This window comes from Thermococcus sp. CX2, from assembly GCF_012027555.1.
In the GTDB taxonomy this organism is placed as follows: Archaea; Methanobacteriota_B; Thermococci; order Thermococcales; family Thermococcaceae; genus Thermococcus.
The window spans coordinates 484,201-506,806 of record NZ_SNUQ01000001.1 but is presented as its reverse complement, the minus strand read 5'-3'; the positions used below and the strand labels follow the sequence as shown (position 1 = coordinate 506,806).

At 52.1% G+C, this 22,606-nt stretch carries 23 protein-coding genes, 2 tRNA genes and 1 CRISPR repeat array; of the genes, 10 read left to right on the top strand and 15 right to left on the bottom strand.

Annotation, left to right across the window (positions count from 1 at the left end; all coding sequences use genetic code 11):
* Nucleotides 1-30: 30 nt before the first annotated feature.
* A complete protein-coding gene (locus E3E23_RS02835) occupies nucleotides 31-492 on the top strand; it encodes a hypothetical protein (RefSeq protein WP_240920723.1) in 462 nt (153 codons plus the stop codon).
* Nucleotides 493-530: 38 nt separating this feature from the next.
* Here the strand turns inward: E3E23_RS02835 and rpl12p are convergent, their stop codons facing one another.
* The 8 genes from rpl12p to E3E23_RS02795 form a co-directional block, all read right to left on the bottom strand.
* Nucleotides 531-848: a 50S ribosomal protein P1 gene (rpl12p, locus tag E3E23_RS02830; RefSeq protein WP_012571140.1), complete on the bottom strand. Its 318-nt coding sequence runs from the start codon at nucleotides 846-848 to the stop codon at nucleotides 531-533.
* A gap of 68 nt (nucleotides 849-916) precedes the next feature.
* A complete protein-coding gene (locus tag E3E23_RS02825; protein ID WP_167906643.1) occupies nucleotides 917-1,936 on the bottom strand; it encodes a 50S ribosomal protein L10 in 1,020 nt (339 codons plus the stop codon).
* A 5-nt stretch (nucleotides 1,937-1,941) separates the two neighbouring features.
* Complete coding sequence (locus E3E23_RS02820; RefSeq protein ID WP_068666276.1) at nucleotides 1,942-2,592, bottom strand: 50S ribosomal protein L1; 651 nt, start codon at nucleotides 2,590-2,592, stop codon at nucleotides 1,942-1,944.
* A gap of 79 nt (nucleotides 2,593-2,671) precedes the next feature.
* Nucleotides 2,672-3,163 carry a 50S ribosomal protein L11 gene (locus tag E3E23_RS02815; RefSeq protein ID WP_012571137.1) on the bottom strand — a complete coding sequence of 164 codons (492 nt, stop codon included), beginning with the start codon at nucleotides 3,161-3,163 and terminating at the stop codon, nucleotides 2,672-2,674.
* 29 nt (nucleotides 3,164-3,192) lie between these two features.
* On the bottom strand, nucleotides 3,193-3,651 hold the full coding sequence (locus tag E3E23_RS02810) for a transcription elongation factor Spt5 (RefSeq protein WP_167906172.1): 459 nt from the start codon (nucleotides 3,649-3,651) through the stop codon (nucleotides 3,193-3,195).
* A gap of 20 nt (nucleotides 3,652-3,671) precedes the next feature.
* On the bottom strand, nucleotides 3,672-3,857 hold the full coding sequence (locus E3E23_RS02805) for a protein translocase SEC61 complex subunit gamma (RefSeq protein ID WP_068666282.1): 186 nt from the start codon (nucleotides 3,855-3,857) through the stop codon (nucleotides 3,672-3,674).
* A gap of 39 nt (nucleotides 3,858-3,896) precedes the next feature.
* Nucleotides 3,897-5,018 (bottom strand): cell division protein FtsZ, encoded by a 1,122-nt coding sequence (ftsZ, locus tag E3E23_RS02800; RefSeq protein ID WP_068666284.1) that lies wholly within the window; start codon nucleotides 5,016-5,018, stop codon nucleotides 3,897-3,899.
* A 119-nt stretch (nucleotides 5,019-5,137) separates the two neighbouring features.
* Nucleotides 5,138-5,956, bottom strand: coding sequence for a D-aminoacyl-tRNA deacylase (locus tag E3E23_RS02795; protein ID WP_167906171.1), 819 nt, complete (start codon nucleotides 5,954-5,956; stop codon nucleotides 5,138-5,140).
* A gap of 224 nt (nucleotides 5,957-6,180) precedes the next feature.
* On the opposite strand from E3E23_RS02795, the gene E3E23_RS02790 reads away from it, so the two are divergent.
* From E3E23_RS02790 to E3E23_RS02780, 3 genes are read left to right on the top strand one after another with little or no spacing between them, the layout of a single operon-like run.
* On the top strand, nucleotides 6,181-7,191 hold the full coding sequence (locus tag E3E23_RS02790; RefSeq protein ID WP_167906170.1) for a TAXI family TRAP transporter solute-binding subunit: 1,011 nt from the start codon (nucleotides 6,181-6,183) through the stop codon (nucleotides 7,189-7,191).
* Nucleotides 7,192-7,201: 10 nt separating this feature from the next.
* Nucleotides 7,202-7,651 carry a DUF1850 domain-containing protein gene (locus tag E3E23_RS02785; RefSeq protein ID WP_206205606.1) on the top strand — a complete coding sequence of 150 codons (450 nt, stop codon included), beginning with the start codon at nucleotides 7,202-7,204 and terminating at the stop codon, nucleotides 7,649-7,651.
* A gap of 2 nt (nucleotides 7,652-7,653) precedes the next feature.
* Nucleotides 7,654-9,969, top strand: a complete 2,316-nt coding sequence (locus tag E3E23_RS02780; RefSeq protein ID WP_206205626.1) for a TRAP transporter fused permease subunit — start codon at nucleotides 7,654-7,656, stop codon at nucleotides 9,967-9,969.
* A gap of 6 nt (nucleotides 9,970-9,975) precedes the next feature.
* Here the strand turns inward: E3E23_RS02780 and E3E23_RS02775 are convergent, their stop codons facing one another.
* A complete protein-coding gene (locus E3E23_RS02775; protein WP_167906168.1) occupies nucleotides 9,976-10,146 on the bottom strand; it encodes a hypothetical protein in 171 nt (56 codons plus the stop codon).
* Between the two features lie 118 nt (nucleotides 10,147-10,264).
* Nucleotides 10,265-11,473, bottom strand: coding sequence for a hypothetical protein (locus tag E3E23_RS02770; protein WP_167906167.1), 1,209 nt, complete (start codon nucleotides 11,471-11,473; stop codon nucleotides 10,265-10,267).
* Between the two features lie 53 nt (nucleotides 11,474-11,526).
* On the opposite strand from E3E23_RS02770, the gene E3E23_RS02765 reads away from it, so the two are divergent.
* The 4 genes from E3E23_RS02765 to topA all read left to right on the top strand — a co-directional run bounded on the left by E3E23_RS02765 (nucleotide 11,527) and on the right by topA (nucleotide 14,819).
* Nucleotides 11,527-12,126 (top strand): RNA ligase partner protein, encoded by a 600-nt coding sequence (locus E3E23_RS02765; RefSeq protein WP_068666296.1) that lies wholly within the window; start codon nucleotides 11,527-11,529, stop codon nucleotides 12,124-12,126.
* 26 nt (nucleotides 12,127-12,152) lie between these two features.
* Nucleotides 12,153-12,229, top strand: a tRNA-Thr gene (locus E3E23_RS02760).
* A gap of 27 nt (nucleotides 12,230-12,256) precedes the next feature.
* Nucleotides 12,257-12,334: transfer RNA gene (locus E3E23_RS02755), tRNA-Pro, on the top strand.
* 325 nt (nucleotides 12,335-12,659) lie between these two features.
* On the top strand, nucleotides 12,660-14,819 hold the full coding sequence (gene topA, locus E3E23_RS02750; RefSeq protein WP_167906166.1) for a DNA topoisomerase I: 2,160 nt from the start codon (nucleotides 12,660-12,662) through the stop codon (nucleotides 14,817-14,819).
* Here topA and E3E23_RS02745 read toward each other — a convergent pair whose 3' ends face one another.
* Genes E3E23_RS02745 through E3E23_RS02735 form a run of 3 tightly spaced genes read right to left on the bottom strand, consistent with a single transcriptional unit; the run spans nucleotide 14,820 to nucleotide 16,904 of the window.
* The gene (locus tag E3E23_RS02745) at nucleotides 14,820-16,001 is read right to left on the bottom strand and encodes a geranylgeranyl reductase family protein (protein WP_371807519.1); all 1,182 of its coding nucleotides are present in this window, start codon (nucleotides 15,999-16,001) and stop codon (nucleotides 14,820-14,822) included.
* 5 nt (nucleotides 16,002-16,006) lie between these two features.
* Nucleotides 16,007-16,210: a DUF362 domain-containing protein gene (locus E3E23_RS02740; RefSeq protein ID WP_167906164.1), complete on the bottom strand. Its 204-nt coding sequence runs from the start codon at nucleotides 16,208-16,210 to the stop codon at nucleotides 16,007-16,009.
* The gene (locus E3E23_RS02735; RefSeq protein WP_167906163.1) at nucleotides 16,194-16,904 is read right to left on the bottom strand and encodes a transcriptional regulator; all 711 of its coding nucleotides are present in this window, start codon (nucleotides 16,902-16,904) and stop codon (nucleotides 16,194-16,196) included. Before E3E23_RS02735 ends, E3E23_RS02740 begins: the two co-directional genes overlap by 17 nt.
* Before the next feature lie 135 nt (nucleotides 16,905-17,039).
* Between E3E23_RS02735 and E3E23_RS02730 the strand changes: the two genes are divergently transcribed.
* Nucleotides 17,040-17,720, top strand: coding sequence for a thioredoxin family protein (locus tag E3E23_RS02730; protein ID WP_167906637.1), 681 nt, complete (start codon nucleotides 17,040-17,042; stop codon nucleotides 17,718-17,720).
* A 141-nt stretch (nucleotides 17,721-17,861) separates the two neighbouring features.
* Nucleotides 17,862-20,298: direct repeats of the CRISPR family, unit length 30 nt; unit sequence GTTTCAATTCTCCTAGAGTCTTATTGCAAC.
* Between the two features lie 522 nt (nucleotides 20,299-20,820).
* A complete protein-coding gene (gene cas2 / locus E3E23_RS02725; protein ID WP_167906162.1) occupies nucleotides 20,821-21,078 on the top strand; it encodes a CRISPR-associated endonuclease Cas2 in 258 nt (85 codons plus the stop codon).
* Here the strand turns inward: cas2 and cas1b are convergent.
* Nucleotides 21,075-22,043 carry a type I-B CRISPR-associated endonuclease Cas1b gene (gene cas1b / locus E3E23_RS02720; protein WP_167906161.1) on the bottom strand — a complete coding sequence of 323 codons (969 nt, stop codon included), beginning with the start codon at nucleotides 22,041-22,043 and terminating at the stop codon, nucleotides 21,075-21,077. The two genes, cas2 and cas1b, sit on opposite strands and share 4 nt — an antisense overlap.
* 10 nt (nucleotides 22,044-22,053) lie before the next feature.
* The gene (cas4, locus tag E3E23_RS02715) at nucleotides 22,054-22,566 is read right to left on the bottom strand and encodes a CRISPR-associated protein Cas4 (protein ID WP_167906159.1); all 513 of its coding nucleotides are present in this window, start codon (nucleotides 22,564-22,566) and stop codon (nucleotides 22,054-22,056) included.
* Nucleotides 22,567-22,606: the final 40 nt, after the last annotated feature.

Below are 22,606 nucleotides of genomic sequence, written 5' to 3'. Positions count from 1 at the left end.
TTTCGAAAATCTTTTAGGTTACCATGCCCGATGTTAATCTGGTGGGAGGACATGAGGAAGAGCGTAGCACTGCTCGCGGTAAGCGCCCTGGCGATAGTGGGGTTCTTTGCCCTCGCTCCGGCGTTTTCGCTTTATCCAGTTCTCGCGGACAGGTATGGGGCAGAGACAATTGACGCGGTGACGGTGATACTCGGCATTGTAGGGCTCTTTTCCCTGATGGCTGGCATCGCCCTCTGGAAGATGGAGATCCTGCCCAGAAAAGTTGCCATTTATGAGATTATCGAGTTCCTGACGATGTGGTTCGGTGGGATGGTGTGGATAAACGTCGTTACAAGCCTCAATGGCTTCACCGAAAAGGCCCTCGTCACGGTCGCGTTTTTCCTGGTCTTGGTGGTGTTCCTTGAGATGCTCAGGAGAAAGCTCGACCCAGGTAGATACAGACGGATATGGGTTGCATTCTGGGGCGTCAGGGACCGCGAAGAAAAGTTTTGAGGGTGTCCGCCCGAGGGCGGACAAAAGAGGAAGGGAGTTCAGCCGAAGAGGGCACCGAGTCCAGCGAGGGCCTCCTCCTCGCTGGCCTCCTCCTCTTCCTCCTCCTCTTCCTCCTCAGCCGGAGCGGCCTCGGCGCCAGCGGCCGGAGCGGCGGCAACGGCGACCGGGGCAGCAACCGGCATGGCGGCCTTCTCGATGACCTCGTCGATGTTGACGCCCTCAAGGGCGGCAACGAGAGCCTTTATCCTGGCCTCGTCCGGGCTAACTCCGGCAGCCTCAAGGACGGCCTTGAGGTTCTCCTCGGTTATCTCCTTACCAGCGGCGTGGAGCAGCAGAGCGGCATACACGTACTCCATTTTTCACACCTCCAATCATCTTCATTTTTCACACGGTTTTATTCAGGGATACGAGGGAAATGGAAAGTTCAGCCGAAGAGCGCCCCAAGTCCAGCAAGGGCGTCCTCTTCGGAGGCTTCCTCTTCTTCCTCCTCTTCCTCAGCCTCCTCAACCTTCTCCTCCTGCTGAGGCTGAGCGGCAACGGCTATTTGTGCCTGTTGGTTTAAAAGCTCTTTGGTCTTCTCGTCGAGCAGGTCCTCAGGCAGGTTCTGGGCTATGAGCAGGACGGCACGCAGAGCCCTGCCAAAGATGTCCTCGACGGTATCCTTGGTGACGTAGCCAGCCTCGACTGCAACATTCTTGGCTCCAAGGTAGGCCTTCTGGATGATGGCCTCGATGGTCTGGCTGGTTGGATAGGCAGTGTTGACGGACAGGTTGAACGCGTGCATGTAGGCCTGCTGGAGCAGGTTGATGTACTCCTCCTCGTCGATGGCGAGAACCTCTGGAGTGTAGACGATTCCGTCCTCGTAGGCCGCGAGGAGGTTGAGACCTACCTCAAGCGGCTCGATACCGAGGGCATTGAGGATCCTCGCAAGCTGCTCGGTTATGACCTCACCGGCCTTGAGCACGGTATAGTCCTTCTGGATGCTGACCTTACCCTTCTCGATTCTCGCAGGTATGCCAAGAGCCTGCATCTCACCGACGAGCGGACCCGGTGAGATTGAGGTCGGACCGGCTGGTATGACGACGTCCTTGGGAACCGGCACGCCTGGCTTGGCCGGAGCAGGAGTCTTGCTCTCCTCAAGGAGCTTGTAGAGCTTGAATGGGTTCATCTCGGTGGCGAGGATTCCGGCTCCACCCTGTATGTGGTCGATGAGCTTCTCGAGCTCTGGCTTTCCAAGCTCCTGAGCGGCCCTCTTTATGGCGAGCTCAATGAGGGTGTTCCTCGAGACCCTGAGGAGTGCCTTGCCCCTGAGCTTCTCACGCATCTTTGAGAGCGGGTAAGCCGGGACATTGGCAACGTCAACGAGTGCTATCACTGGGTAGCTCTTGATGATGTTGGTGAGCTCTTCAACTTCCTTCTTCTTCCACTCAGCGACGTGGGCCATCTCCCTCACCTCTCCACCTTAACGGCCGGTCCCATAGTGGTCTTGACGTACACTGACTTCACTTGGTTCTCTCCGCGCTCGAGCTTGTTGATGATGGCGTTGAGCACTGCTTCAGCGTTCTCGGCGAGCTTCTCGTCGTCCATGTCCTCGGTTCCAATCGGGGCGTGCACAACCGGGTTGTTCTTAAGCTGTATCCTGACGGTCTTCTTGAGCCTTGCGATTATTGGCTCTAGGTTGGTCATGGTCGGTGGAACGACCTGCGGCATCTTGTTCCTTGGACCGAGGTACCTACCGAGGTACCTACCGATCTTCGGCATCAGCGGAGCCGCCGCAATGAAGAAGTCGTAGCTCTTCGCCAGCTTCCTTGCCTGCCTTGGGCTCTTGGCGAGTTCCTCAAGCTGCTCTCCACTAATCACATCCAGCCCGAGCTTTTTAGCCGCCTCGGCAACGGCACCATCAGCGATGACCGCGATCTTGGGCTCCTTCCCACGACCGTGGGGCAGCACAACCTCAAGCTTAAACCTGTTCTCCGGCTTGCGGAGGTCTATATCCTTGAGGTTGACTGCCACTTCGACGGTCTGTGTGAAGTTGCGCGGCTTAGCCCGGGCCTTCGCCTCCTTCACCGCTTCCACGATTTTCTGCCTGTCAAAGGCCATCTACAGCCCTCCCTTCATTTTTGATTTAAGCACCGAAAAGTCAAAAATGCGTAAAAAGAGGGATTTTTAAACTTTTCCCTCACTCCTCGGCGTTTGCAAAAATCTCGTCGTAAACGCCTTCGTCAATCTCCTTCTGGACTTCCCTCGGGTCCTTGCCCTCGACGGTAACGCCCATGCTGAGCGCTGTACCGATGACCTCCTTGGCTGCAGCCTTGAGGTCAGCGGCAAGCATCTGGTCCATCTTGGCCTTGGCTATCCTGATGACCTGCTCCATGGTCAGGTTTCCGACCGGGCTGTGGCCAGCCTCGCTGGAGCCCTTTGGTATACCAAGCTCCTTCTTGATGAGCTGGCTGACCGGAGGAACACCAACCTCAATGCGGAAGGTCTTCTTCTTGGGGTCCTCCACGATGATCTTGACTGGAACCTGCATTCCCTCGAAGTCCTTGGTAGCCTTGTTTATCTCGTCAACGACCTGCTTAACGTTAAGTCCGAGCGGACCGATAGCGGGACCGAGTGGTGGACCTGGTGAAGCCTTTCCTCCCTCAACGAGCACCTCAACAACCTGCGGCATCTTTCTCACCTCTAGTTATCTGAGTCCGTTCACTCCTTCTGGCGTTTGCTTATAAGTCTAACGTATTCGCCCCTCACCGTAACCGGAATCGGGACGATTGAACCGATGAGCTCGACGACTATTTCATCCTTGGCTTCGTCAACCCTGACGACCTTTGCTTTCTCGCCCTTGAACGGGCCGGCGATGAGCTCAACTATGTCACCAGGCTCGAAGCCGCTCACGGCTGGTTTCTCCTCGAGGAAGTGTTCAATCTCTTCAAACCTAATCTCGCCGGGAAGAGTTCCCTTGGCGTGTCTTATGCCCTTAATTGCTTCATCCACGGCGCTCTTGCTTGGGGCCTCGACGAATATGTAGCCCTTGACTTTCGATGGTGTCAGTATGGCGTAGACTGGGAGTTTGTAAGTCTTAATCTTGCTGTATATCAGCTTTGCCGTGGTCTCTTCCTGACCAACGGTGACGCGCACTGTGAATATCCTGCCATCGCTCATGCCTATCACCCGCTACTAACTCAAGCGCCAGTGATTATGTATCCAATCATGCGGATTATGAGGCCTATAAGGCCAATTAAAGTCATTCCAATGCCGGTAATCTTGGCAGCCATCTTAAACTCTTTCCAGCCCGGCTTTTTTGTTACCAGCAAAACCCTCCGCGACTCCGCGAAGAAGTTTTTAAGCTTTTCCGTGGTTGTTGCCACCCTCGTCACCCCTCTAAATTTTGGAAAATGAAAGGGTTATCAAAGCTCCTCAAGGTCGAGTTTAATAACTTTTCTCTCGGGTTCCTCACCGTAGTAAGTGGGCTCCTCCTCGGCGACAGCGTATGGGGAGCTGACTCCAGTAACCACGATGAGGATCCTTATCATCTTTCCGAGCTCTTCGTCAAGCTGTATTCCCCAGATGACCTGTGCCTCAGGGTCGAGCTTGCTCGTGACGAGCTCTATTATCTGCTGAGCCTCCTCGAGCTTGACGTCGCTTCCGCTTATGCTTATGAGCGCTCCCTTGGCACCGCTTATGTCAACGTCGAGGAGCGGGCTGTTGAGTGCCTGCTGGGCAGCTTCGAGGGCCCTCTTCTCGCTGTCGCTCTCGCCGATACCTATCATCGCAACGCCGCCGTCCTTCATGACTGCCCTGACGTCGTTGAAGTCGAGGTTAACGAGTCCCGGCTTGGTGATGAGCTCGGTGATGCCCTTGACGGCCTGGACGAGTATCTCGTCAGCGACCTTGAATGCCATGTGTATGGGCAGGTTGGGAGCGACCTCCATGAGCTTGTCGTTCGGTATAACGATAACCGTGTCGCTGTTCTTCCTGAGCCTCTCGAGACCATATTCGGCGTTCTTTATCCTCCTGATGCCCTCAACGGTGAACGGGAGGGTGACGACGGAAACTGTGAGGGCACCCATCTTCTTTGCTATCTCGGCAACGACTGGGGCGGCACCAGTGCCGGTTCCACCACCGAGACCGCAGGTTATAAAGACCATGTCAGCACCTTCGAGAGCATCGCGGATTTCCCTCTCGCTCTCCTTGGCAGCTTCCTCTCCCATCTTGGGGTTGTTTCCTGCGCCGAGACCACGGGTAAGTTCCTTACCGATGAGTATCTTTTTGTGAGCCCTAACTTTGAGGAGATCCTGAGCATCAGTGTTGATGGCGATAACCTTCGCACCCTGGATGCCGACCTGCATCATTCTGTTTATAGTGTTGCAGCCGGCACCACCGACACCGACGACATAAATCTTGGCCTGTATCTGCTCTAGAATCCTCCTAAGCTCCTCATCTATGTCAGTCTGCGGAGCCTGGGCCTCCGGAACCTTGTTAAGGTCGGAGGAGGTTCTTTCGATAGCGTCTTCAATCAGCTTCAGCATCTTTTCACCCTCCGGGCAATTTAACATCTGTTTCACTTTGTAGGCAGGTAGTATATAAATTTAGCTAAGGCCGGTGCTGATTTTAAAATCCCGCTTAACATCTTTAAAGATTTCGATTATCAGTCCCGTATGAACTCCAAGCCGAGCTCCTCAGCTAGAGCTTTCGCCGTCTGTCTTGTCTCGCCCTTACTGCCCTTCCAATCGACGTATATGGCGTCCACCCCACCGTCTGTTCTCTCAATGGCCTTGAGGAGGAGTTCCTTCTTGAGCGGATGGGTGTACTTCGGGGCTATGTGGCCGAAAGCCAGGTCCGTTTCGAGTGCCCTCTTCGTCTGCTTCGGCGCGTAGTGGCCTCCTCCGATTCCAATGGCAACTGGGAATTTTGAGTTCTCGTAGTTCTTCAGCACGTATATTATTGTCTCCGCTAATATCTCCCCCGCCCTGTCGTTCACCCACTCCTCCTCGCTCGAGCCTATTTCGATGAACAGACTCGGGACGTTCAGCTCGCTCGGGCCGTGGTGGGTCGCCTCGTAGCAGACGGTCCAGTCTAAATCGTTGAGTTCGTTCATCTTGAGGAGTGCAAGCTTCATTGCGCTCGGCTGTGCTATAGCTAGACTCTCGTCCTTTCCGCCGTACATTGCGTTGCCCCAGTTGCCGGTCACGTGAGTGGTGAGTGCAGGTAGCTTCTGCTTGCTGGCGTGTCTCGAGGCAAAGACGATTATCTCGGGCGTGAAGCCGAGTTGCTCCCCTATTGCTCCATCAAGGTTGTCGTAGTAGATCATCTCGTTGTTGGTCGTCAGGATTAGTATATCGCCCTTTGAGTAGACTGGATTTCCGTCGAAGCTTTTCTCCGTTTCTTTGAAGCCAAAGTTCTCCACCAGTTTTTCCATTATGTTCATGGAAGCTAGGTCTATCTTCGTCGTCATTATGACCTTCATTTTTCAACCCCCTTGATGCTTGGCTTGGGAATTAAAAGGCTTTGCCCAGGTTCGAACTTCTACGTTTGTCCACTAGATTTCGATGGTGCTGTGTTCTATTCCCCAATCTCACGTAAAGATTTACGAAAAAGTAACACAAACTATATAACCGCAAATGTACTTCAATATCCTAATATGGTCGTTCAGACCATACACTCACAATTGGGTTTGGAGGTGTGCAAGGCATGAAAAGGTTTATGTCGATTGGCCTTGTGGTCGTTTTGCTTTTTGCAGTGGTTATGGCGGGCTGTATCAGCAGCGGCACTGAAACCGGAACATACTCCATAACTATATACACTGGTTCAACCTCCGGTGTCTACTATCCGCTCGGCTCAACCTACGCCAATATACTCCAGAAGTACAGCAAGGATGAAACTGGAATCCAAATTGACGCGAAGGCCGTTACCAGCGGTGCGAGCGTCTCCAACGCCCAGGCCATCGGTGACGGAAGGGCTCAGGCCGCCATCATGCAGAACGATGTCGCTTATTACGCCTACAATGGAGTTATACTCGACGCGTTCAAGGACAACGCCGTTAAGAACCTTCGCGGAATAGCTGCCCTCTATCCCGAAACCATCCAGTTCGTCGTTAAAGCCGACAGTGACATAAAGACCCTCCAGGATCTCGCCGGTAAGAAGGTCGCGGTCGGTGCCGCCGGAAGCGGAACGGCCGTTGCCGCCCAGCAGATACTCGAGGCCGCTGGAGTTTGGGACCAGGTGGACAAGGTCTACCTCTCCTTCACCGAAGCAACCCAGCAGCTCAAGCTCGGCCAGATCGATGCTGCAGTCATAGTTTCAGGTGCTCCGACTCCTGCCGTTGACCAGATAGCCGTCCAGACTCCAGTAAGGATTCTCCCGATCGGGGAGGACATCCTTCAGAAGCTCCATGACAAGGGCTACATATTCTACGTCAGCCAGACCCTCCCGAAGGACACCTACAACGGAATGACCCAAGACACCCCGACCCTTGCCGTTAAGGCCGTTCTCGTCGTCAGCGCCGACGTTCCTGACGAAGTCGTCTACGCAATGACCAAGCTCCTCTTCCTGCACGTTGACGAGCTCAGGCAGGTTCACGCCAAGGCCCAGTACATAAGCCTTGACACCGCCCTCGACGGTATGAGCATCCCGCTCCACCCAGGGGCCATCAAGTACTACGAGGAGCAGGGCAAGACCATCCCCGACAACCTGAAACCATGAGGGGGTATCTTTGAGCCGCAGAACCCTTTCCTTTTTTGTTATCGCTATGTTCATCATTCTGTTCATTCCGGTAAAGGCTGTTGAGATAAGTTTTGATGGTGATGTCCACTTTTATCCCCTCGGTTCAACGATTGAGATAACTTACATTCACAGCGTTGAACGCAGCACTGTTGTGGAGGTGCTCGTGGCAAACAAGAGCGGGTTTTACGCCGTTGAAATGAAGTGGAAAGACTTCGGAGCAGGTCTCCCCGAGGACATTCAAGGAACTGTGGGGGACTATTACGTTAAGCACGTCAGCGATTACCTCGGAGAGGACTTCAGCTACTGGTTCATCCCGCTGAACCACGTGAACATAACCGTAAACGGGTCCCCCGTTCTCAACAGCCCTGAAAAGGCGCTGCTGGTTGATTTTAGGATTAAGCGAGTTCCCCTGATTCTGACTCTAATAGGGAGGTGGTGAAGATGGGAGAGGGTCTTCAAGGAATGGACAGGATGGAATATGAGGAGGTAGTTATAGAGCGGACGAGAACCCTTCCGCCCAGGCTGGAGCTGGTCGTTAAGATTGCTGCGATACTTATAGGCCTTTACGAAATCCTGTTCATATTCAACTTCAACTACACACTCTACGATCTCTTCTCCAGACTGGGCCTTAAGTTAGAATTCCTCAGGATTACCTTCCAGCCGAAGCAGGGGGAAGCATTTGTTCTGGCCATGCTCATGGTTATAACCTTCTTGCTCTACCCGATTCGGAAGAAGGAGAAGTATTTCAAGAAGGTTTTTGCCTACGACTACGTCATGGGTGCCGTTGGAGTAATCTCGATGATATACCTGTTCGCGGTCTATCAGCGCTATATACTGACGTCGACCCTTAACGACACCGATGTCATCTTCGGACTCCTGGCCATAATAATGGTCATTGAGGCAACGAGACGTGTTCTCGGCTGGGTTCTGCCCCTGATAGTAACCCTTTTCCTCGCCTACGGAATCTACGCAATAAACTTCGACTGGGTGCGCTTCGTCCAGCAGCTCTACTTCGACGAGGGAATCTTCGGAATTCCGTTCTTCGTTATGACCATCTACGTCTTCGCCTTCATATTCTTCGGTGCATTCCTGCTGAGGATAGGCGTCAGCGACTACATAACCGAGTTCATGATAAGCCTCTTCGGAAAGAGGCCAGGTGGTCCAGCCAAATCCGCAGTCATCTCAAGCGCCCTCATGGGAACTGTCAGCGGTTCTAGCGTCGCAAACGTCCTGACGACGGGAACGTTCACCATTCCGCTGATGAAGAAGGCAGGCTATCCACCTGAGATAGCCGGTGCCGTGGAGCCAGTGGCATCAACGGGCGGTCAGCTCATGCCTCCAATCATGGGAGCGGCGGCCTTCATCATGGCGGAGTTCCTCAACCTGCCGTATAACAAAATCATCATAGCTGCCGTTTTGCCTGCCCTCGTTTACTACGGCGGTGTCTACCTCTTCATTGACCTTGAGACCAAGAGGCTTGGCCTTAAGGGCATGGCGACTAACCACTTCAAGACGATGACTTACTTCCTCAGGAAGCTCTACATTCTCCTGCCAATAATCGTCATCACGGTGGCACTTGTCTGGGGAATAGCGCCTCAAATAGCAGCTATATCATCCCTCGGCGTAGCCATCTGGGTCGCGTGGATTTCGAGGGACGAGATTTACGGAAACGAGAAGCTCTACGTTGCCGTAGCCATCATTGCCACCCTGCTAATGTTCCTCGGCAAAGACATCGGTACACAGACCGCGATGATGCTATTGGCGATGTTCATCCTCCTCGTGGTTCTCGGCGTGATGAAGAAGGGCGTTGCCTTCAACGAGAAGTTCTACATAACCGCGATGTTCCTGCTTTTCATAGCCCTCACCAAGTACCTTGGCATGACCAAAGAGCAGATAGTCCTCATGACGGGCGTCTTCGGAATAGTCTTCTCGATCCTTGTCGGCTACCGCTCACCCCACGACAGCGGCAGGATGATGTACCGCGCCACTTACGAGGCCATGATAGACGCAGGAAAAACTAGCGTCAGCGTTATGCTCGCCGCCGCCAGTGCTGGCCTCATCCAGGGCGTTCTTACCATGACCGGCGAGCTCACCAACATAGGCTACCGCCTCATATCCCTCACGGGAGGACACCTCTGGCTGCTCCTCATATTGACCATGGTGTTCAGCCTCATTCTCGGTATGGGTGTTCCGACGACGGCAAACTATATCATAACCTCCCTCGTTGCTGCACCTGCAATATACATGCTCGTCAGGAGCATAGAGCCCTACAACCAGCCGGTTCCAGGCTACACAGTGCTCATAGCAATGCTCTCGGCCCACTTCTTCGTGTTCTACTTCGGAATCTTGGCGGACGTTACCCCACCAGTGGCGCTTGCGAGCTACGCTGGTTCTGCAATAGCTGGCGGAGACTTCTGGAAGACGGCGATGAACGCGGTGAAGTACGCTTTGGCGGGTTACATAGGGCCGTACATATACTTCACTCACCCAGAGATGTTTCTCATAACCGTGGCCGAGTGGAACCTCATGATGGTGCTTAGAGTAGCATATTATCTGGCGGCGACCCTGTTCGTGATGTACCTGCTGGCGATAGCCTTAACAGGGTTCTACAGCACCAACCTGAAGAAGTGGATCAGGGCTGTCTTCGGGGTCATTGGGCTGGCGGGAGTAACGCTGAACCCAATAGTCATCGGGGCCGGTGTGGTGGCTTGGCTCGGCCTGAAGCTTTATGGAAAAAAAGCACTGTCCGGGGCCTGAGCCCCTTTAGTTGTCTATCATTTCGCTCATAGTTTTTATTATTTCTTCTGAAGTTCTTGTAACTTGGTTGCTGGCGTTACTGGCAGTTCTCTGGAGCGTTCTGATGGTAAATAAGACCACAGCTAAGGCCATTGCCATCATCATTAGGTATTCTATTGCGGCCTGGGCTCGCCTCATACGACTTACCCCCTGCCACTTCTCAATACATATTAAGTAACTTAAGGTTAATAAATTTTTGGCCAAGATCATTAGGAGTATAGAGGATAAAGAGAAGTTAAAGACAAATGTATGGACGTTAATACAGCATAACCTCGAAGCCAAGCTCGCTGAGCAGATCCGCCAGCTCCTCACTGTCCACGTAAACGAGGAGATGGTGGTTTCCGAGTGTGCCGTCTATGAAGTCCCTTGCCTCCTCGATGCGGAGCTTCATCTGGGTCCTGCAGCGATGCTCGCTGCGCTCCCTACCAACGACTTCGACACTGGCCACTACCGCTTTTCTGCCCCTTATCTTGAGGAGTGAAGCCTTCCCCTTGGGGAGCTCGACCTCAACGCCAACTCCCATTCCGCTCTCGAAGTGCGACCTTATGATGTATCCTCCTATGAGCGGGGCGGTACAGTGGGCAAGGATGATGTAATCGTCGCCGTAATCTGCTATGTTGCCCATGAAGGCTGGCTTGTTGAAGAAGCGCCTCACTATTGCCATCCCGAGGAGCGCGTTCAGCTCTCCCTCGCATGCAGCCGGGATTCCCTCGGCATTGAACATCGCAAGGGCAAGGCAGGGTGTGGCCTTTATCTTCATTATGAGGTCAAAGCAGCCTATTGTGAAACCATCTAGGTGATAGTCCTCTAGGATGCGCTTGATGGCGATGTAAATCCTTCCAGCCTTGACGAGGTCCTCTCTCTGGGGCTCTTTTATTTCCCTCGCCTTGGCGACTATTTCCTCGACGACCTTCCAGCCCTCGGCGTCGGTTGTTGCCTCGTAGTATTCGTAGAACTTCTTGAGGCTTATGCTCGTGTAGGGAAGCTCGAACTTCTCATTTATGAGCCACGGTGAGATCCTACCGATGATGCCGAGACGCATCTTGAGGGACTTGTCAAGGGTCTCGCCCATGTCCTCGTAGCCGAGGAGGGCTGCTTTGAGTTCGTTGAAGTCTTTAACCAGGGTCGAGGGGACGAGCCTGTCCCTGAAGTACTCTCTGAGCTCTATTCCAGCCGCTATTGAGTTGTTAAAAGTATCGCCGTAGATGATTATCGGCCTTCTATATACCGCGAACTCCTTCAGGGCGTTTTCTGTTCCACCGGTGAGCGGGTAGAGGACGATGGCATCAACCCCGTTGAAGTCCACTTCCCCCTTGGCTTCCCTGAAATCCCTCCTGCTCGAAACGAAGAAACCCCCAACGACGTCGAACTCCTTTGCTAGCTCGGTTATGAACTTCGATGCCTTTTTCTCAAAATCCTTTGGATTGGCCAGCTCGCTGATCCCAAAAACAACCCCGACCTTCATGCTTTCACCTAAGGTGTTTTAAACCTCGGTGATTAAATAAGCTTGTGGTCGCGATGAGATTCGTGCTCGATACGAGCATCTTCGTCAATCCTGAGATAAGGCGCAAGTTCGGGGACAACCCAACCGAGGCTATGAGGACTTTCCTTGACTACGCCGAGAGGCTCTTCGGCAGGGTGGAGTTCTACATGCCCCCTGGAATCTACCGCGAGGTTATGCACTTTGTTGATGAGGAAGAGCTTTTGCCTGAAATTGAGCTCTACATCATAAAGAAGCCGCCCAACGTGCACGACATCAAAATCCCCGCCTTCGTCGTTTACGAGCTGATTGATGACATAAGGAGAAGAATAGACAAAGGCCTCCGCGTTGCGGAGAAGGCCGTCCGCGAGAGCGTCATAGAGACCGACAACGTGGACAGAATAATCCAGAAGCTGAGGCGGAACTACCGCAAAGCTCTTCGTGAGGGCATAGTGGACAGCAAGGAGGACTTTGAGCTGATTCTCCTTGCAAAAGAGCTCGATGCAACGATAGTATCAGCCGACGTTGGAATATTAACGTGGGCCCAGAAGATGGGCATAAAGTGGATAGACGCCGCTAACTTCAGGGAGGTCTTGGAAGGCCTCGTGGCGAAGCTGGGTGAAGAGAAAAATTTATAAAGGCTCCCCTGCATCGTATCATCGGTGCCCCGGTGGCTCAGCCTGGTGGAGCGGCCGCTTGGTAAGCGGCAGGTCGCGGGTTCAAACCCCGCCCGGGGCTCCAAAACTTCTTGAAACCTATTCTGGGCAGGGGGCCGTGGGGTAGCTTGGTCTATCCTGCGGGCTTTGGGAGCCCGTGACCCGGGTTCAAATCCCGGCGGCCCCACCAGAAAACAAACTTTTGCCAAGCAAAAGTTTGATCAAAGTTCGTATGCCCTTTTGAACTTCCAGTTCTCTAAGTGGTTTCTACGAGTAAAAGACCATTTTACAGTGTTTCACTTCAACACGACGCCCTACGGGCGTTAAAAGGAAAGTGAACTCAAATTGTAGTGCTAAGTTTAGGGTGAATTCCTAACTAAGAAAGCTCCTTCATGAGGAATGCACTCCAAAACTGGCCATTTTCACGGTATCTTACTTTGGTCGAGCTTTGCACTAGCAAAGGTTGCTATGTAAGGTTTTTATACTGCCCCTGCCTAGGCCTTTAAGGTGTCGCCATGGTCACGCTCATCATCGCCGAGAAGCCGAACGTCGCCAGGAAGATCGCCTACGCTTTGGCAGAGGGTAAGCCGATCCGGAAGACCATAGGGAAGGTGGCCTACTACGAGTTCACCCGGGATGGGAAGAAGGTAATCGTCGCCCCGGCAGTCGGCCACCTCTTCTCGCTCGCCCCAAAGCAGAAGACCTACGGCTATCCAGTCTTTGACATAGAGTGGGTGCCTGTTTACGTGGCCGAGAAGGGGAAGAGCTATGCGAAAGACTACATAAAGGCCCTAGCGAAGCTCGCCAAGCAGGCGGACGAGTTTATTGTAGCTTGCGACTACGACACCGAGGGAGAGGTTATAGGCTATACTGCCCTTAAGTACGCCTGCGGTGTTGATCCCTCTAAGGCTAAGCGCATGAAGTTCTCGGCGTTGACGAAGAAAGACCTCCTCAAGGCCTGGTACAACCTCGAGCCGACGATAAACTTCGGTATGGCCGATGCTGGAATAGCGAGGCATGTTTTAGATTGGTACTGGGGCGTGAACCTATCGCGTGCCTTAACTTCGGCCATAAAGCGCGCGAGCGGCAAGTGGATGGTTCTTTCGACGGGCCGCGTTCAGGGCCCTACGCTCAAGTTCCTCGTCGATAGGGAGAAGGAAATCCAGAACTTCAAGCCCACCCCTTACTGGGTCATAAAAATGCTCCTCGAGAAGAACGGGGAGAAATACACTGCAACATACGAAAAGGAGCGCATCCTCGACGAAGATGAGGCGAAGCGCATAGTCGAGGAGGCCAAAAAGGGGCCTGCTTTCGTGGAAAAGGTCGAGGTGAGACAGCAGAAGAGACACCCGCCAGTTCCCTTTGACCTCGGAACTCTCCAGAGGGAGGCCTATTCTGCCTTCGGCTACTCTCCTAAGAAAACTTTAGAGATTGCGCAGAAGCTTTATGAGAAAGGTTTACAATCGTACCCCCGTACCTCCTCACAAAAGCTCCCCAAGAACCTCAACTTCCGCTCGATTATCCAGAACATAGCCAAGCTCCCGGAGTACAAACCCTTCGCCCACGAGCTCCTCGGGAAGGAGAGCCTCAAGCCCGTCGAAGGAAAAAAGGATGACCCGGCTCACCCAGCCATCTATCCGACGGGCGAACTTCCAAAGCCTGGTGAGCTGACGAAGGACGAGCAGAACATCTATGATCTGGTAGTCAGGCGTTTTCTGGCCCTCTTTATGGAACCGGCCGTAAGGGAGACGATGAAGGTCATCATCAACTCCAACAACCACCGCTTCATCCTGAGCGGTGCGAGGACCGTAAAGGAGGGCTGGCTCAAGGTTTATGGGAAGTATGTCAAGTTCGACGAGGTCATCCTGCCCGCCTTTAAGGAGGGCGAGCCTGTTAAGGTCATCCAGATAAAGCGCGAGAAGAAGAAAACGAAGCCTCCGGCGAGATATTCTCCCGCAGCCGTAATCAAGAGGATGGAGGATCTGGGCATAGGAACGAAAGCCACGCGCGCCCAGATACTTGAAACGCTCTACGCGAGGGGCTACATCGAGGGTAAGAAGAAGATAAAGGTCACCCCTCTTGGCATGCGCGTCGTCGAGGCCTTGGAGCGGAACGTTCCTGACATAGTCAGCGTCGAGCTGACGAGGGCCTTTGAGGAGAAGATGGAGGAGATAATGGCCGGCAAGGCCAGGAAGGATGAGGTCATTGAGGATAGCAAGGAGCAGCTCGTCAAAATCCTCCAGGAGTTCAGAGAGAAGGAGATGGACATAGGGAAGGCCCTGCTTGAGACCACTGGAACGGGAGTGATCACAGGCAAAGAAAGCACCAAGCGCTCTGGGGCCGTGAAGGAGCTTAGTGAGGCCGAGGGGAGGGAAGCCAAGAAGGCAGTGGAAAAAGAAGAGAAAAAGCCCCTTGTAGTTGGCAAGTGCCCCAAGTGCGGCGGCGATCTGGTCGTCAGATACAACAGGAAGACTGGAAAGCGCTTCGTTGGCTGCTCCAACTGGCCGAAGTGCAACGTTACCTACCCCCTCCTTCAGCGCGGCGAGATAATACCCACGAACAAGACCTGCTGCAACGGTGCTCCAGTGGTCAAAATCCGCGAGAAGGGAAGGGAATACGAAATCTGCCTCGACATGAACTGCAAGGATTGGAGATACAAGAAGGAAAAGAAGTGATCAGAGAAGCTCCTTCAGGAGGCTCAGCCTCCTCTTGCTCATGAGCACCTTGGGGTGCTTGAGGAGGGCCTTGATGACCTCGACGTAGTCTCCGCCCGCTATCTTTTCGGCATCCGCACCACTGAGCAGCTGGATGAAGAGGTCGAGATCCTCATCGGTGAGTTTTTCAGTGACGCGCCTGACCTTCAGAACCCTCTCAAGCCTCTTTCCGTCGGTCTCCCACCACTCAGTCGTGTAGTTCTTGAGCAGCTCCAGGTTTTCCTCCTCGAGTGCCTTCACTATCCACTTGGCTGCTATCGTGCCAGCTTCCATGGCCTCTGCCATTCCGCCACCGTGCATCGGGTTGACCTGCCTGGCGGCATCGCCTACAACGACGACGTTGTCCTTGGCGAGCTCTTTGACGAAGCCGCCAACCGGAACGACGCCGACGTTTACCTCCAGGAGCTTTTTGGCGGGGATATTATTCTCCTTGAGCCACTTGTCGAGGTAGTACTTGGCCGTCTGGGGATTGTCGGAGTTTATACCTATTCCGACGTTAGCCCTGTCCTCATCCTTGGGGAAGACCCAGACGTAACCACGGGGAGCTATCTCGTTGCCGAACCAGAGGTGGATTAGGTCGGGGTCAAAGCCTTCGATGAGCATCTCGTACTCATAGCTTGAGTCGAACTCGTGTGGTGGAGCGTAGGTGTTTATGCCCGCCCACCTGGCGACCATGCTCTCAACGCCATCGGCAGCAACGATTATATCGGCGTAAATCTCAACGGGCTCGTCCTCGTGCTTGGCCTTTATTCCCGCTATCTTTCCGTCCTTCCTTATGACGTCCATTGCCTCGGTTCTGGCCAGAACGTCGGCCCCAGCTTTGGCGGCGTAATAAGCAAGCATCTTGTCGAAGACCTTCCTCTCGAGGATTACACCGCTGACTTCCTTGTATCTGAGCTCGAGTTCGTAGCCGCTTGGGGAGTAGAGTTTGGCACCGTAAATTTCGCGGTTGATGAAGCGCCTGTCGTAGGGTATGTCGTACTTCTCAAAGACCGTCTTGCTTATTCCCTCGGCGCACTGCTTTGGAGTGCCTATCGCGGACTTCTTATCGATGAGCAGAACGGAAAAGCCGGCTTTAGCAACGTTTCTCGCGACGATTGGGCCGGCGATTCCTGCGCCGACAACTACTACATCGTACTTCATCTCGGTCATTCGGACACCCCCAGGGGTTCAGCGGTTAGGGCTCCAACGGGACAGGCGTTGATGCATATGCGGCAGGATATGCACTTCTCCTGGAAGAACTCCCACTTCGTTGAACTGACCTTTATGGCCAGCGCCGGACAAACGCCAGCACATCCGCCGCAGAGGTAGCACCTGTCTTCGTTCACAACGATTCTAATCTTCTCCGGCATCTTCTCCACCGCCGAGCTTTTGTTTCAGCTTTTCCTCATCGAGTTTGATGATCCCGTCTTTTATCCTTAACGGTATGAATCTGTCCAGTTCTTGGGCCTTGACGATGACTTCCCTCTCCTTGAGGTTCAGCCTGTCGCTCAGCTCCTCAACGGTCGCTTCATCGTTGAGGAGCAGGTAGTGCAGAATAGCGAGCTGGGTCATGTCGCCTATCTCTTTGAGGTAGCGCTCCTTTATCTCCTTCATCAGTTTGTCCCTTCTGCTCTCAATCGCCTGGAGGGCTTTAAGAACCTTTTCAAGCTCTTTCCTGAGCTCGAGGAACGAATCAACCATGCCTGGGAGACTCTCGTGCTCGGGAGGTATACGGGTGAGGTCTATCTCCACCTTATCGATCGAAGGTGTTCCGAGATCGAGCCCTTTGTACCAGAAGAGGTTGGGAGTTACAGTGGTAACGTAAGTTCTGGAGATGGCTATGTCGTAGTACTTTCTAGCGGGACCAATGAACGGCCCTTCCCTTTCATAAGACTTGAGAATGCCTTCGCGTTCCATTATTTTAAGGTGTTTGGCAACAGCCGTCGAAGAGACGCTGACTTTACTGCTGAGAAAGCTAAAGTAACATTCGGTACAGGTGAGGTGACTGAGCAGATCGCGCCTCACCTTGTTCCCCAATATGTAAAAGATATCCGGTTCAGTCATGACCCACACCACCCAAATCTGTGACGCAAAGCTTATATAGTGAACATTCAACCTTAGGTTGCAAACCTGGAGATTAAACTCCACCAGGTATTGTGCTCAAAGCGTTATAAACCTTTAGCTATGGAGGTGCTGAGAATGGGATTGATTAGCGATGGAGATAAGAAGGTCATCAGGGAGGAGTTCTTCTCCAAGATGACGAACCCAGTCAAGATTATCGGATTCATCGGCAAGGATCACTGCCAGTACTGTGACCAGCTGAAGCAGCTCGTCCAGGAACTCTCGGAGCTCAGCGACAAGCTCAGCTACGAGTTCTACGACTTCGACAGCGAGGAGGGCAGGAAGCTCGCCGAGCAGTACGGCATCGACCGCGCCCCGGCTATTACCATAACCCAGGACGGCAAGGACATGGGCGTCAGGTTCTTTGGCCTTCCGGCCGGCCACGAGTTCGGTGCCTTCCTTGAGGACATCGTCGATGTCAGCAACGCCCGGACCGACCTCATGCCCGATACGAAGGAGGAGCTTGCCAAGGTCGACAGGGACGTCAGGATACTCGTCTTCGTCACCCCGACCTGCCCGTACTGCCCGCTCGCGGTCAGGATGGCCCACAAGTTCGCCATCGAGAACACCAACGCCGGCAAGGGCAAGATAAAGGGCGACATGGTTGAGGCCATCGAGTATCCGGAGTGGGCCGACCAGTACAGCGTCATGGCCGTCCCGAAGATCGTCATCCAGGTGGACGGCGAGGACAAGGTTCAGTTCGAGGGAGCTTACCCGGAGAAGATGTTCCTCGAGAAGCTTTTGGCCGCCCTCGAGTGAGGGGCTTTTTACCCTTTTCTGTTTCTGTGAGCTTTCCATAGTGCTTTTCACTTGATGCTAGCTTGCTGCGATTTCCCTCCAGGCCCATCTTTTACACAATTAGATTGTTGAAGGATTGCAGAATTATGTAATTAATCCCTGCCCAGAATTTTCCCGGAGTCTTATTGCAACCTGGAATAACCGTAAGTCATGCCAACGACGTATTAGTAAGTTTCAATTCTCCTAGAGTCTTATTGCAACAGGTGACGGGAATGGTCGAGGCTAAGGACCAGGCCCGTTTCAATTCTCCTAGAGTCTTATTGCAACCTTAAGAGTGTTTAGGCCCTCGATCTCATAAGTGGTTTCAATTCTCCTAGAGTCTTATTGCAACTCATTCAGCTATGAGATAAAGACACCCAACTACCTCAAGTTTCAATTCTCCTAGAGTCTTATTGCAACACGCGGGTCTGGTGCTTGGGGAGTTTATCATCGCGGGTTTCAATTCTCCTAGAGTCTTATTGCAACGGAGGAAAAGACGAGCTTGTTTGGGTAGGAAAATACAGTTTCAATTCTCCTAGAGTCTTATTGCAACACCCATGCCCCAGTACAAACACTTGAAACCCCTCGCCGTTTCAATTCTCCTAGAGTCTTATTGCAACGCTATTCCGTTCAGGGTCTCTGGGTTGTGAGTAACTATGTTTCAATTCTCCTAGAGTCTTATTGCAACACTTTGGAGCTCGCCGGCTTCAAGCTGTGGTTTGAGGAGTTTCAATTCTCCTAGAGTCTTATTGCAACCCACTCAAAAAGGACCCTTCACCTCACAGCTCGCAGGGTTTCAATTCTCCTAGAGTCTTATTGCAACTTGGCGTATCAGTTCCCGCACATAGTCACTGAAGTTCGTTTCAATTCTCCTAGAGTCTTATTGCAACCGCCCTCCTTCCAGCTCTAACCGGAACTTCCTCCTTGTTTCAATTCTCCTAGAGTCTTATTGCAACCATAATCTTGAACTTCCCAAACGGCGAAGGCATTTTTGTTTCAATTCTCCTAGAGTCTTATTGCAACGCCACGGCGGCGGCGGAGATGCAGACGAGGCCGCGGGTTTCAATTCTCCTAGAGTCTTATTGCAACGGAGATGAACCCGAGGGTCAAAACCTACTTTAGCGAAAGTTTCAATTCTCCTAGAGTCTTATTGCAACTTGGACTACTGCTCGGTCGGGGTGGTAAAAAGTGACCCGTTTCAATTCTCCTAGAGTCTTATTGCAACTGTCAAGTGGCGGCGCCCGAGTCCGGATTTAAACCCGTTTCAATTCTCCTAGAGTCTTATTGCAACACAACTTGCTTCCGCTGATAATAAAACCCCGCACCATGTGTTTCAATTCTCCTAGAGTCTTATTGCAACGGGCGGGGCCTGTCCACTCCACCTGCAAGGGATAAGGTTTCAATTCTCCTAGAGTCTTATTGCAACTTTGAGTAAAGCCTGAACTCGTCGAGAATGACACTTGAGTTTCAATTCTCCTAGAGTCTTATTGCAACCGCCGCGAACTGCGGGAGATAGCCCGCATCTACCGGGTTTCAATTCTCCTAGAGTCTTATTGCAACGATAATTCTCGACACGATGCATTCTGCAAAAGGAACGTTTCAATTCTCCTAGAGTCTTATTGCAACAGAAAAATCACAAACAGGTACAGGTCTCTGCACGGTAGTTTCAATTCTCCTAGAGTCTTATTGCAACCTGGCTGACCACCGAGCTCCCCAAAGACGAACTTATGAGTTTCAATTCTCCTAGAGTCTTATTGCAACCCCCACCATCTTCGCAAAGATTTCTGCCAAGTACAGCAGTTTCAATTCTCCTAGAGTCTTATTGCAACCAATCCTCACCGAGGCCAGAAAGTTCGGATTCCACAGTTTCAATTCTCCTAGAGTCTTATTGCAACGTCTATCAGCTTGTTCACCATCGTCATTGCATCTCTAGTTTCAATTCTCCTAGAGTCTTATTGCAACTGTCCTCATCGAATACTATTACGACATTCAACCAGTGTTTCAATTCTCCTAGAGTCTTATTGCAACTACTCTCCAGGTTTCAGTAGTTGAGGGCTCAGGCTAGTTTCAATTCTCCTAGAGTCTTATTGCAACACGGATGAAGAGGGCAACCTTGACGTGACGATCCTTGGTTTCAATTCTCCTAGAGTCTTATTGCAACACTGAGGATGTAGCTGCCCTCCTTACCCCTCGCCAAAGTTTCAATTCTCCTAGAGTCTTATTGCAACCCGTCCGGAAGGTCCCGGGGAAGTTCAATATAAACCGTTTCAATTCTCCTAGAGTCTTATTGCAACGCTGCAACTCCAGCGTGATTACTTAAGTGAAGTAAGTTTCAATTCTCCTAGAGTCTTATTGCAACTTCGCTCCCGTGAACCCTACTCAGCCTGCACAAGAGACGTTTCAATTCTCCTAGAGTCTTATTGCAACAAATTTCAATACAGACGCCAAACGTCACCATAACTGGTTTCAATTCTCCTAGAGTCTTATTGCAACCGCTTTTTCAAATAAATGCGCTTCATCAATCGCCAATGTTTCAATTCTCCTAGAGTCTTATTGCAACAGGGCGGTTTTCTCCTTCTTTTGCCCCTAAAAATTCTAAGAGGTCTTGAATATTATAAGTCTTTTGGCAGAGGGGTAGTAGCTAAGTCCGCCGCGGCCGTGTAGGGCGCGTTCAATTGGCTTGATTTGGAAGATGCCGCAATTCCTACCTTTGGATTTCTAAATAGGCCCTAATGTACATGAGCCTTCCAAAGCGGTCCAAGACGATTAATTTTGAATAAGAGCGTGTGAGAAGCCGGATCACGAAAATGGTCGGATTTGGTCTGGAAAGAGGTTTAAAACCCAATTGAACTCTCCCATTCGCAGTTTTCGAAAAAATTTCGTTACATTTATTTTGGCATTATGTAACGTCAGGTCATAAAACACAAAAAACTATCAATGACTTCCAACGGGTTTTTAGAATCCTGTTTCCCGTGAACGTCGCTTAAAGGCCCCTACTCGAGAATCTCTTCCTCTTGAGGCTGCATCGAAAATCCTTCGAAACCCCTAAAAGGGAAAAGGCCGTACTGTTTAAGGTGGGCCCATGTACGTGGTAATCGTCTACGATGTGGCCGTTGAGAGGGTGAACAAGGTCAAAAAGTTCCTCCGCCAGTATCTTCACTGGGTTCAGAACAGCGTCTTTGAGGGCGAGGTAACCCTGGCCGAGTTCGAACGCATAAAGGCAGGCATTAAAGACCTCATTGATGAGGATGAAGATTCTGTGATCATCTACAAGCTCCGCTCAAAGCCGAAAAGGGAAAGCCTTGGAGTGGAGAAGAACCCGCTGGAGGACATTCTCTAAAACCACGCCACAAGCGGCTCATACTCAGCAACTCCTACAAGGTGTCTTATCAGCTTATACGCCTCAAGCCTGATCAAGCGCTGCTTCGTTACGTTCTTCTTCAGCTTTGGGTGCTTCACACTCGTTCTAATTTCCTTGTTGTAGACCTCGATTACCTTCTTCATTCCGTTCTTGGTGAGCAGGATGCCGTTGAGATCCTCCCTGAAGTGCCCCTTTTTGACGATCCCCTGCTTCACGAGTCGGTTGGCTATCCTGTCCACAAGTATCGGCTTGAAAATCTCGCTTAAGTCAAGAGCCAAGGAAAAGCGCCTCTCGCTCGGCTCGTGGAGGTAGCTCACCGTTGGGACGAGCTGGGTGTTATAGAGCTCGCTCACTATGGTGGCGTAAAGCCTGGAGTTGAGGAAGCTTATCAGCGCGTTCATCTCGTTCTGAGGCGGCCTCCTCGTGCGCTTGACTATCTTGAAGCCATCGGGCAGATGCTCGTCCCAGAGGGCATGGTACTCCTGCCTTATCCTCGCCTCAATGTTCATTATTTCGGTTATCTTTTTCGCATCCCCAAGCTCATCGAGGAGATCCGAGAAGTTCGCCTCAACCTTCCAGCGCTTTAAGTTGCGCTCCATGTTTTTTGCTCCTCCGATGACAAAGAGCTTGGCTAACTTAAGCCTCTTTTCTCTGTCGAGGTAATGCTCCGCCTGCCGTATCACCAGCTCACCAGAGTGCAGGCTCTCTCTTGGATAAAAGCTGCCGTCATAGTGGCCGTAGTGGTTGAAGAAGTGAACAGCTATCCCTTTCTGAGCGAGGAAATGCAAAGCCTGGGAGGTTATTGTCACGTGGCCGTAGATGTAGATGTCATAAATGCCCTCCACTGCGAGGGGCTTTCTCCCCTCTTTGTTCTCGAAGTAAAGGGTGTTCTCCCTGCGGAAAAGCGTTCCGTCCGAAAGTATGGTGATAGAGCGCTTTCTCATAAATACCACCTCAAACCCAGCACAGCTCATAATACGCGCACTTCTTGCACTTCTTGGTCTTCACTCGCTCTGGAGGTCTCGGAAGTGACTTTATCCTCTCAACTTCCCTGATTGCCCCCTCGACTTCCTCCTCGCGGCTGTCGAGCGTTATCTCATTAATCTCCTTGAGTTGCGGATAGTGGAGAACCGCCTTCGCTTTGATGCCGTGTTGCTTGAGGTAGTAAAGGTAGTACAGCGCTTGCATCTCGTGAGCCTTCTCCATGGATTTGCTCTTTTTGACCTCGTGAACCTCTATGATGTCGCCCCTGCGGATGAAGTCTATCTTTATGCTCCCAATCTGAACTTCCTTCTCCTCGCTGCCATAGCGCCGTTCGTGGAGGAATTTACCGAGGTCAACCCACTCGCTCTCCTGCTCCATCGTGATGCCCTTAGCGAAGTACCAGAGCTTGGTAGGGCAGATGAAGAGATAGTTTATCTCGGTGCCGCGGATGAGAAGTTCGTCGTGAGGATATTCAGAGGGCATAGGACGGCCTCCAAAGAACTAAACCCACGGGTGTAACGCC

What these genes read in the sequence shown, in the direction of transcription:
- E3E23_RS02770 (WP_167906167.1), bottom strand. Translation starts at nt 11,473, where the DNA reads ATGAAGGTCGGGGTTGTTTTTGGGATCAGCGAGCTGGCCAATCCAAAG.
- E3E23_RS02730 (WP_167906637.1), top strand. Translation starts at nt 17,040, where the DNA reads ATGGGATTGATTAGCGATGGAGATAAGAAGGTCATCAGGGAGGAGTTC.
- E3E23_RS02745 (WP_371807519.1), bottom strand. Translation starts at nt 16,001, where the DNA reads ATGAAGTACGATGTAGTAGTTGTCGGCGCAGGAATCGCCGGCCCAATC.
- E3E23_RS02740 (WP_167906164.1), bottom strand. Translation starts at nt 16,210, where the DNA reads ATGCCGGAGAAGATTAGAATCGTTGTGAACGAAGACAGGTGCTACCTC.
- E3E23_RS02780 (WP_206205626.1), top strand. Translation starts at nt 7,654, where the DNA reads ATGGGAGAGGGTCTTCAAGGAATGGACAGGATGGAATATGAGGAGGTA.
- cas2 (WP_167906162.1), top strand. Translation starts at nt 20,821, where the DNA reads ATGTACGTGGTAATCGTCTACGATGTGGCCGTTGAGAGGGTGAACAAG.
- rpl12p (WP_012571140.1), bottom strand. Translation starts at nt 848, where the DNA reads ATGGAGTACGTGTATGCCGCTCTGCTGCTCCACGCCGCTGGTAAGGAG.
- E3E23_RS02810 (WP_167906172.1), bottom strand. Translation starts at nt 3,651, where the DNA reads ATGAGCGATGGCAGGATATTCACAGTGCGCGTCACCGTTGGTCAGGAA.
- E3E23_RS02765 (WP_068666296.1), top strand. Translation starts at nt 11,527, where the DNA reads ATGAGATTCGTGCTCGATACGAGCATCTTCGTCAATCCTGAGATAAGG.
- E3E23_RS02825 (WP_167906643.1), bottom strand. Translation starts at nt 1,936, where the DNA reads ATGGCCCACGTCGCTGAGTGGAAGAAGAAGGAAGTTGAAGAGCTCACC.
- E3E23_RS02775 (WP_167906168.1), bottom strand. Translation starts at nt 10,146, where the DNA reads ATGAGGCGAGCCCAGGCCGCAATAGAATACCTAATGATGATGGCAATG.
- E3E23_RS02735 (WP_167906163.1), bottom strand. Translation starts at nt 16,904, where the DNA reads ATGACTGAACCGGATATCTTTTACATATTGGGGAACAAGGTGAGGCGC.
- E3E23_RS02820 (WP_068666276.1), bottom strand. Translation starts at nt 2,592, where the DNA reads ATGGCCTTTGACAGGCAGAAAATCGTGGAAGCGGTGAAGGAGGCGAAG.
- cas1b (WP_167906161.1), bottom strand. Translation starts at nt 22,043, where the DNA reads ATGAGAAAGCGCTCTATCACCATACTTTCGGACGGAACGCTTTTCCGC.
- cas4 (WP_167906159.1), bottom strand. Translation starts at nt 22,566, where the DNA reads ATGCCCTCTGAATATCCTCACGACGAACTTCTCATCCGCGGCACCGAG.
- E3E23_RS02790 (WP_167906170.1), top strand. Translation starts at nt 6,181, where the DNA reads ATGAAAAGGTTTATGTCGATTGGCCTTGTGGTCGTTTTGCTTTTTGCA.
- E3E23_RS02815 (WP_012571137.1), bottom strand. Translation starts at nt 3,163, where the DNA reads ATGCCGCAGGTTGTTGAGGTGCTCGTTGAGGGAGGAAAGGCTTCACCA.
- E3E23_RS02795 (WP_167906171.1), bottom strand. Translation starts at nt 5,956, where the DNA reads ATGAAGGTCATAATGACGACGAAGATAGACCTAGCTTCCATGAACATA.
- ftsZ (WP_068666284.1), bottom strand. Translation starts at nt 5,018, where the DNA reads ATGCTGAAGCTGATTGAAGACGCTATCGAAAGAACCTCCTCCGACCTT.
- E3E23_RS02835 (WP_240920723.1), top strand. Translation starts at nt 31, where the DNA reads ATGTTAATCTGGTGGGAGGACATGAGGAAGAGCGTAGCACTGCTCGCG.
- topA (WP_167906166.1), top strand. Translation starts at nt 12,660, where the DNA reads ATGGTCACGCTCATCATCGCCGAGAAGCCGAACGTCGCCAGGAAGATC.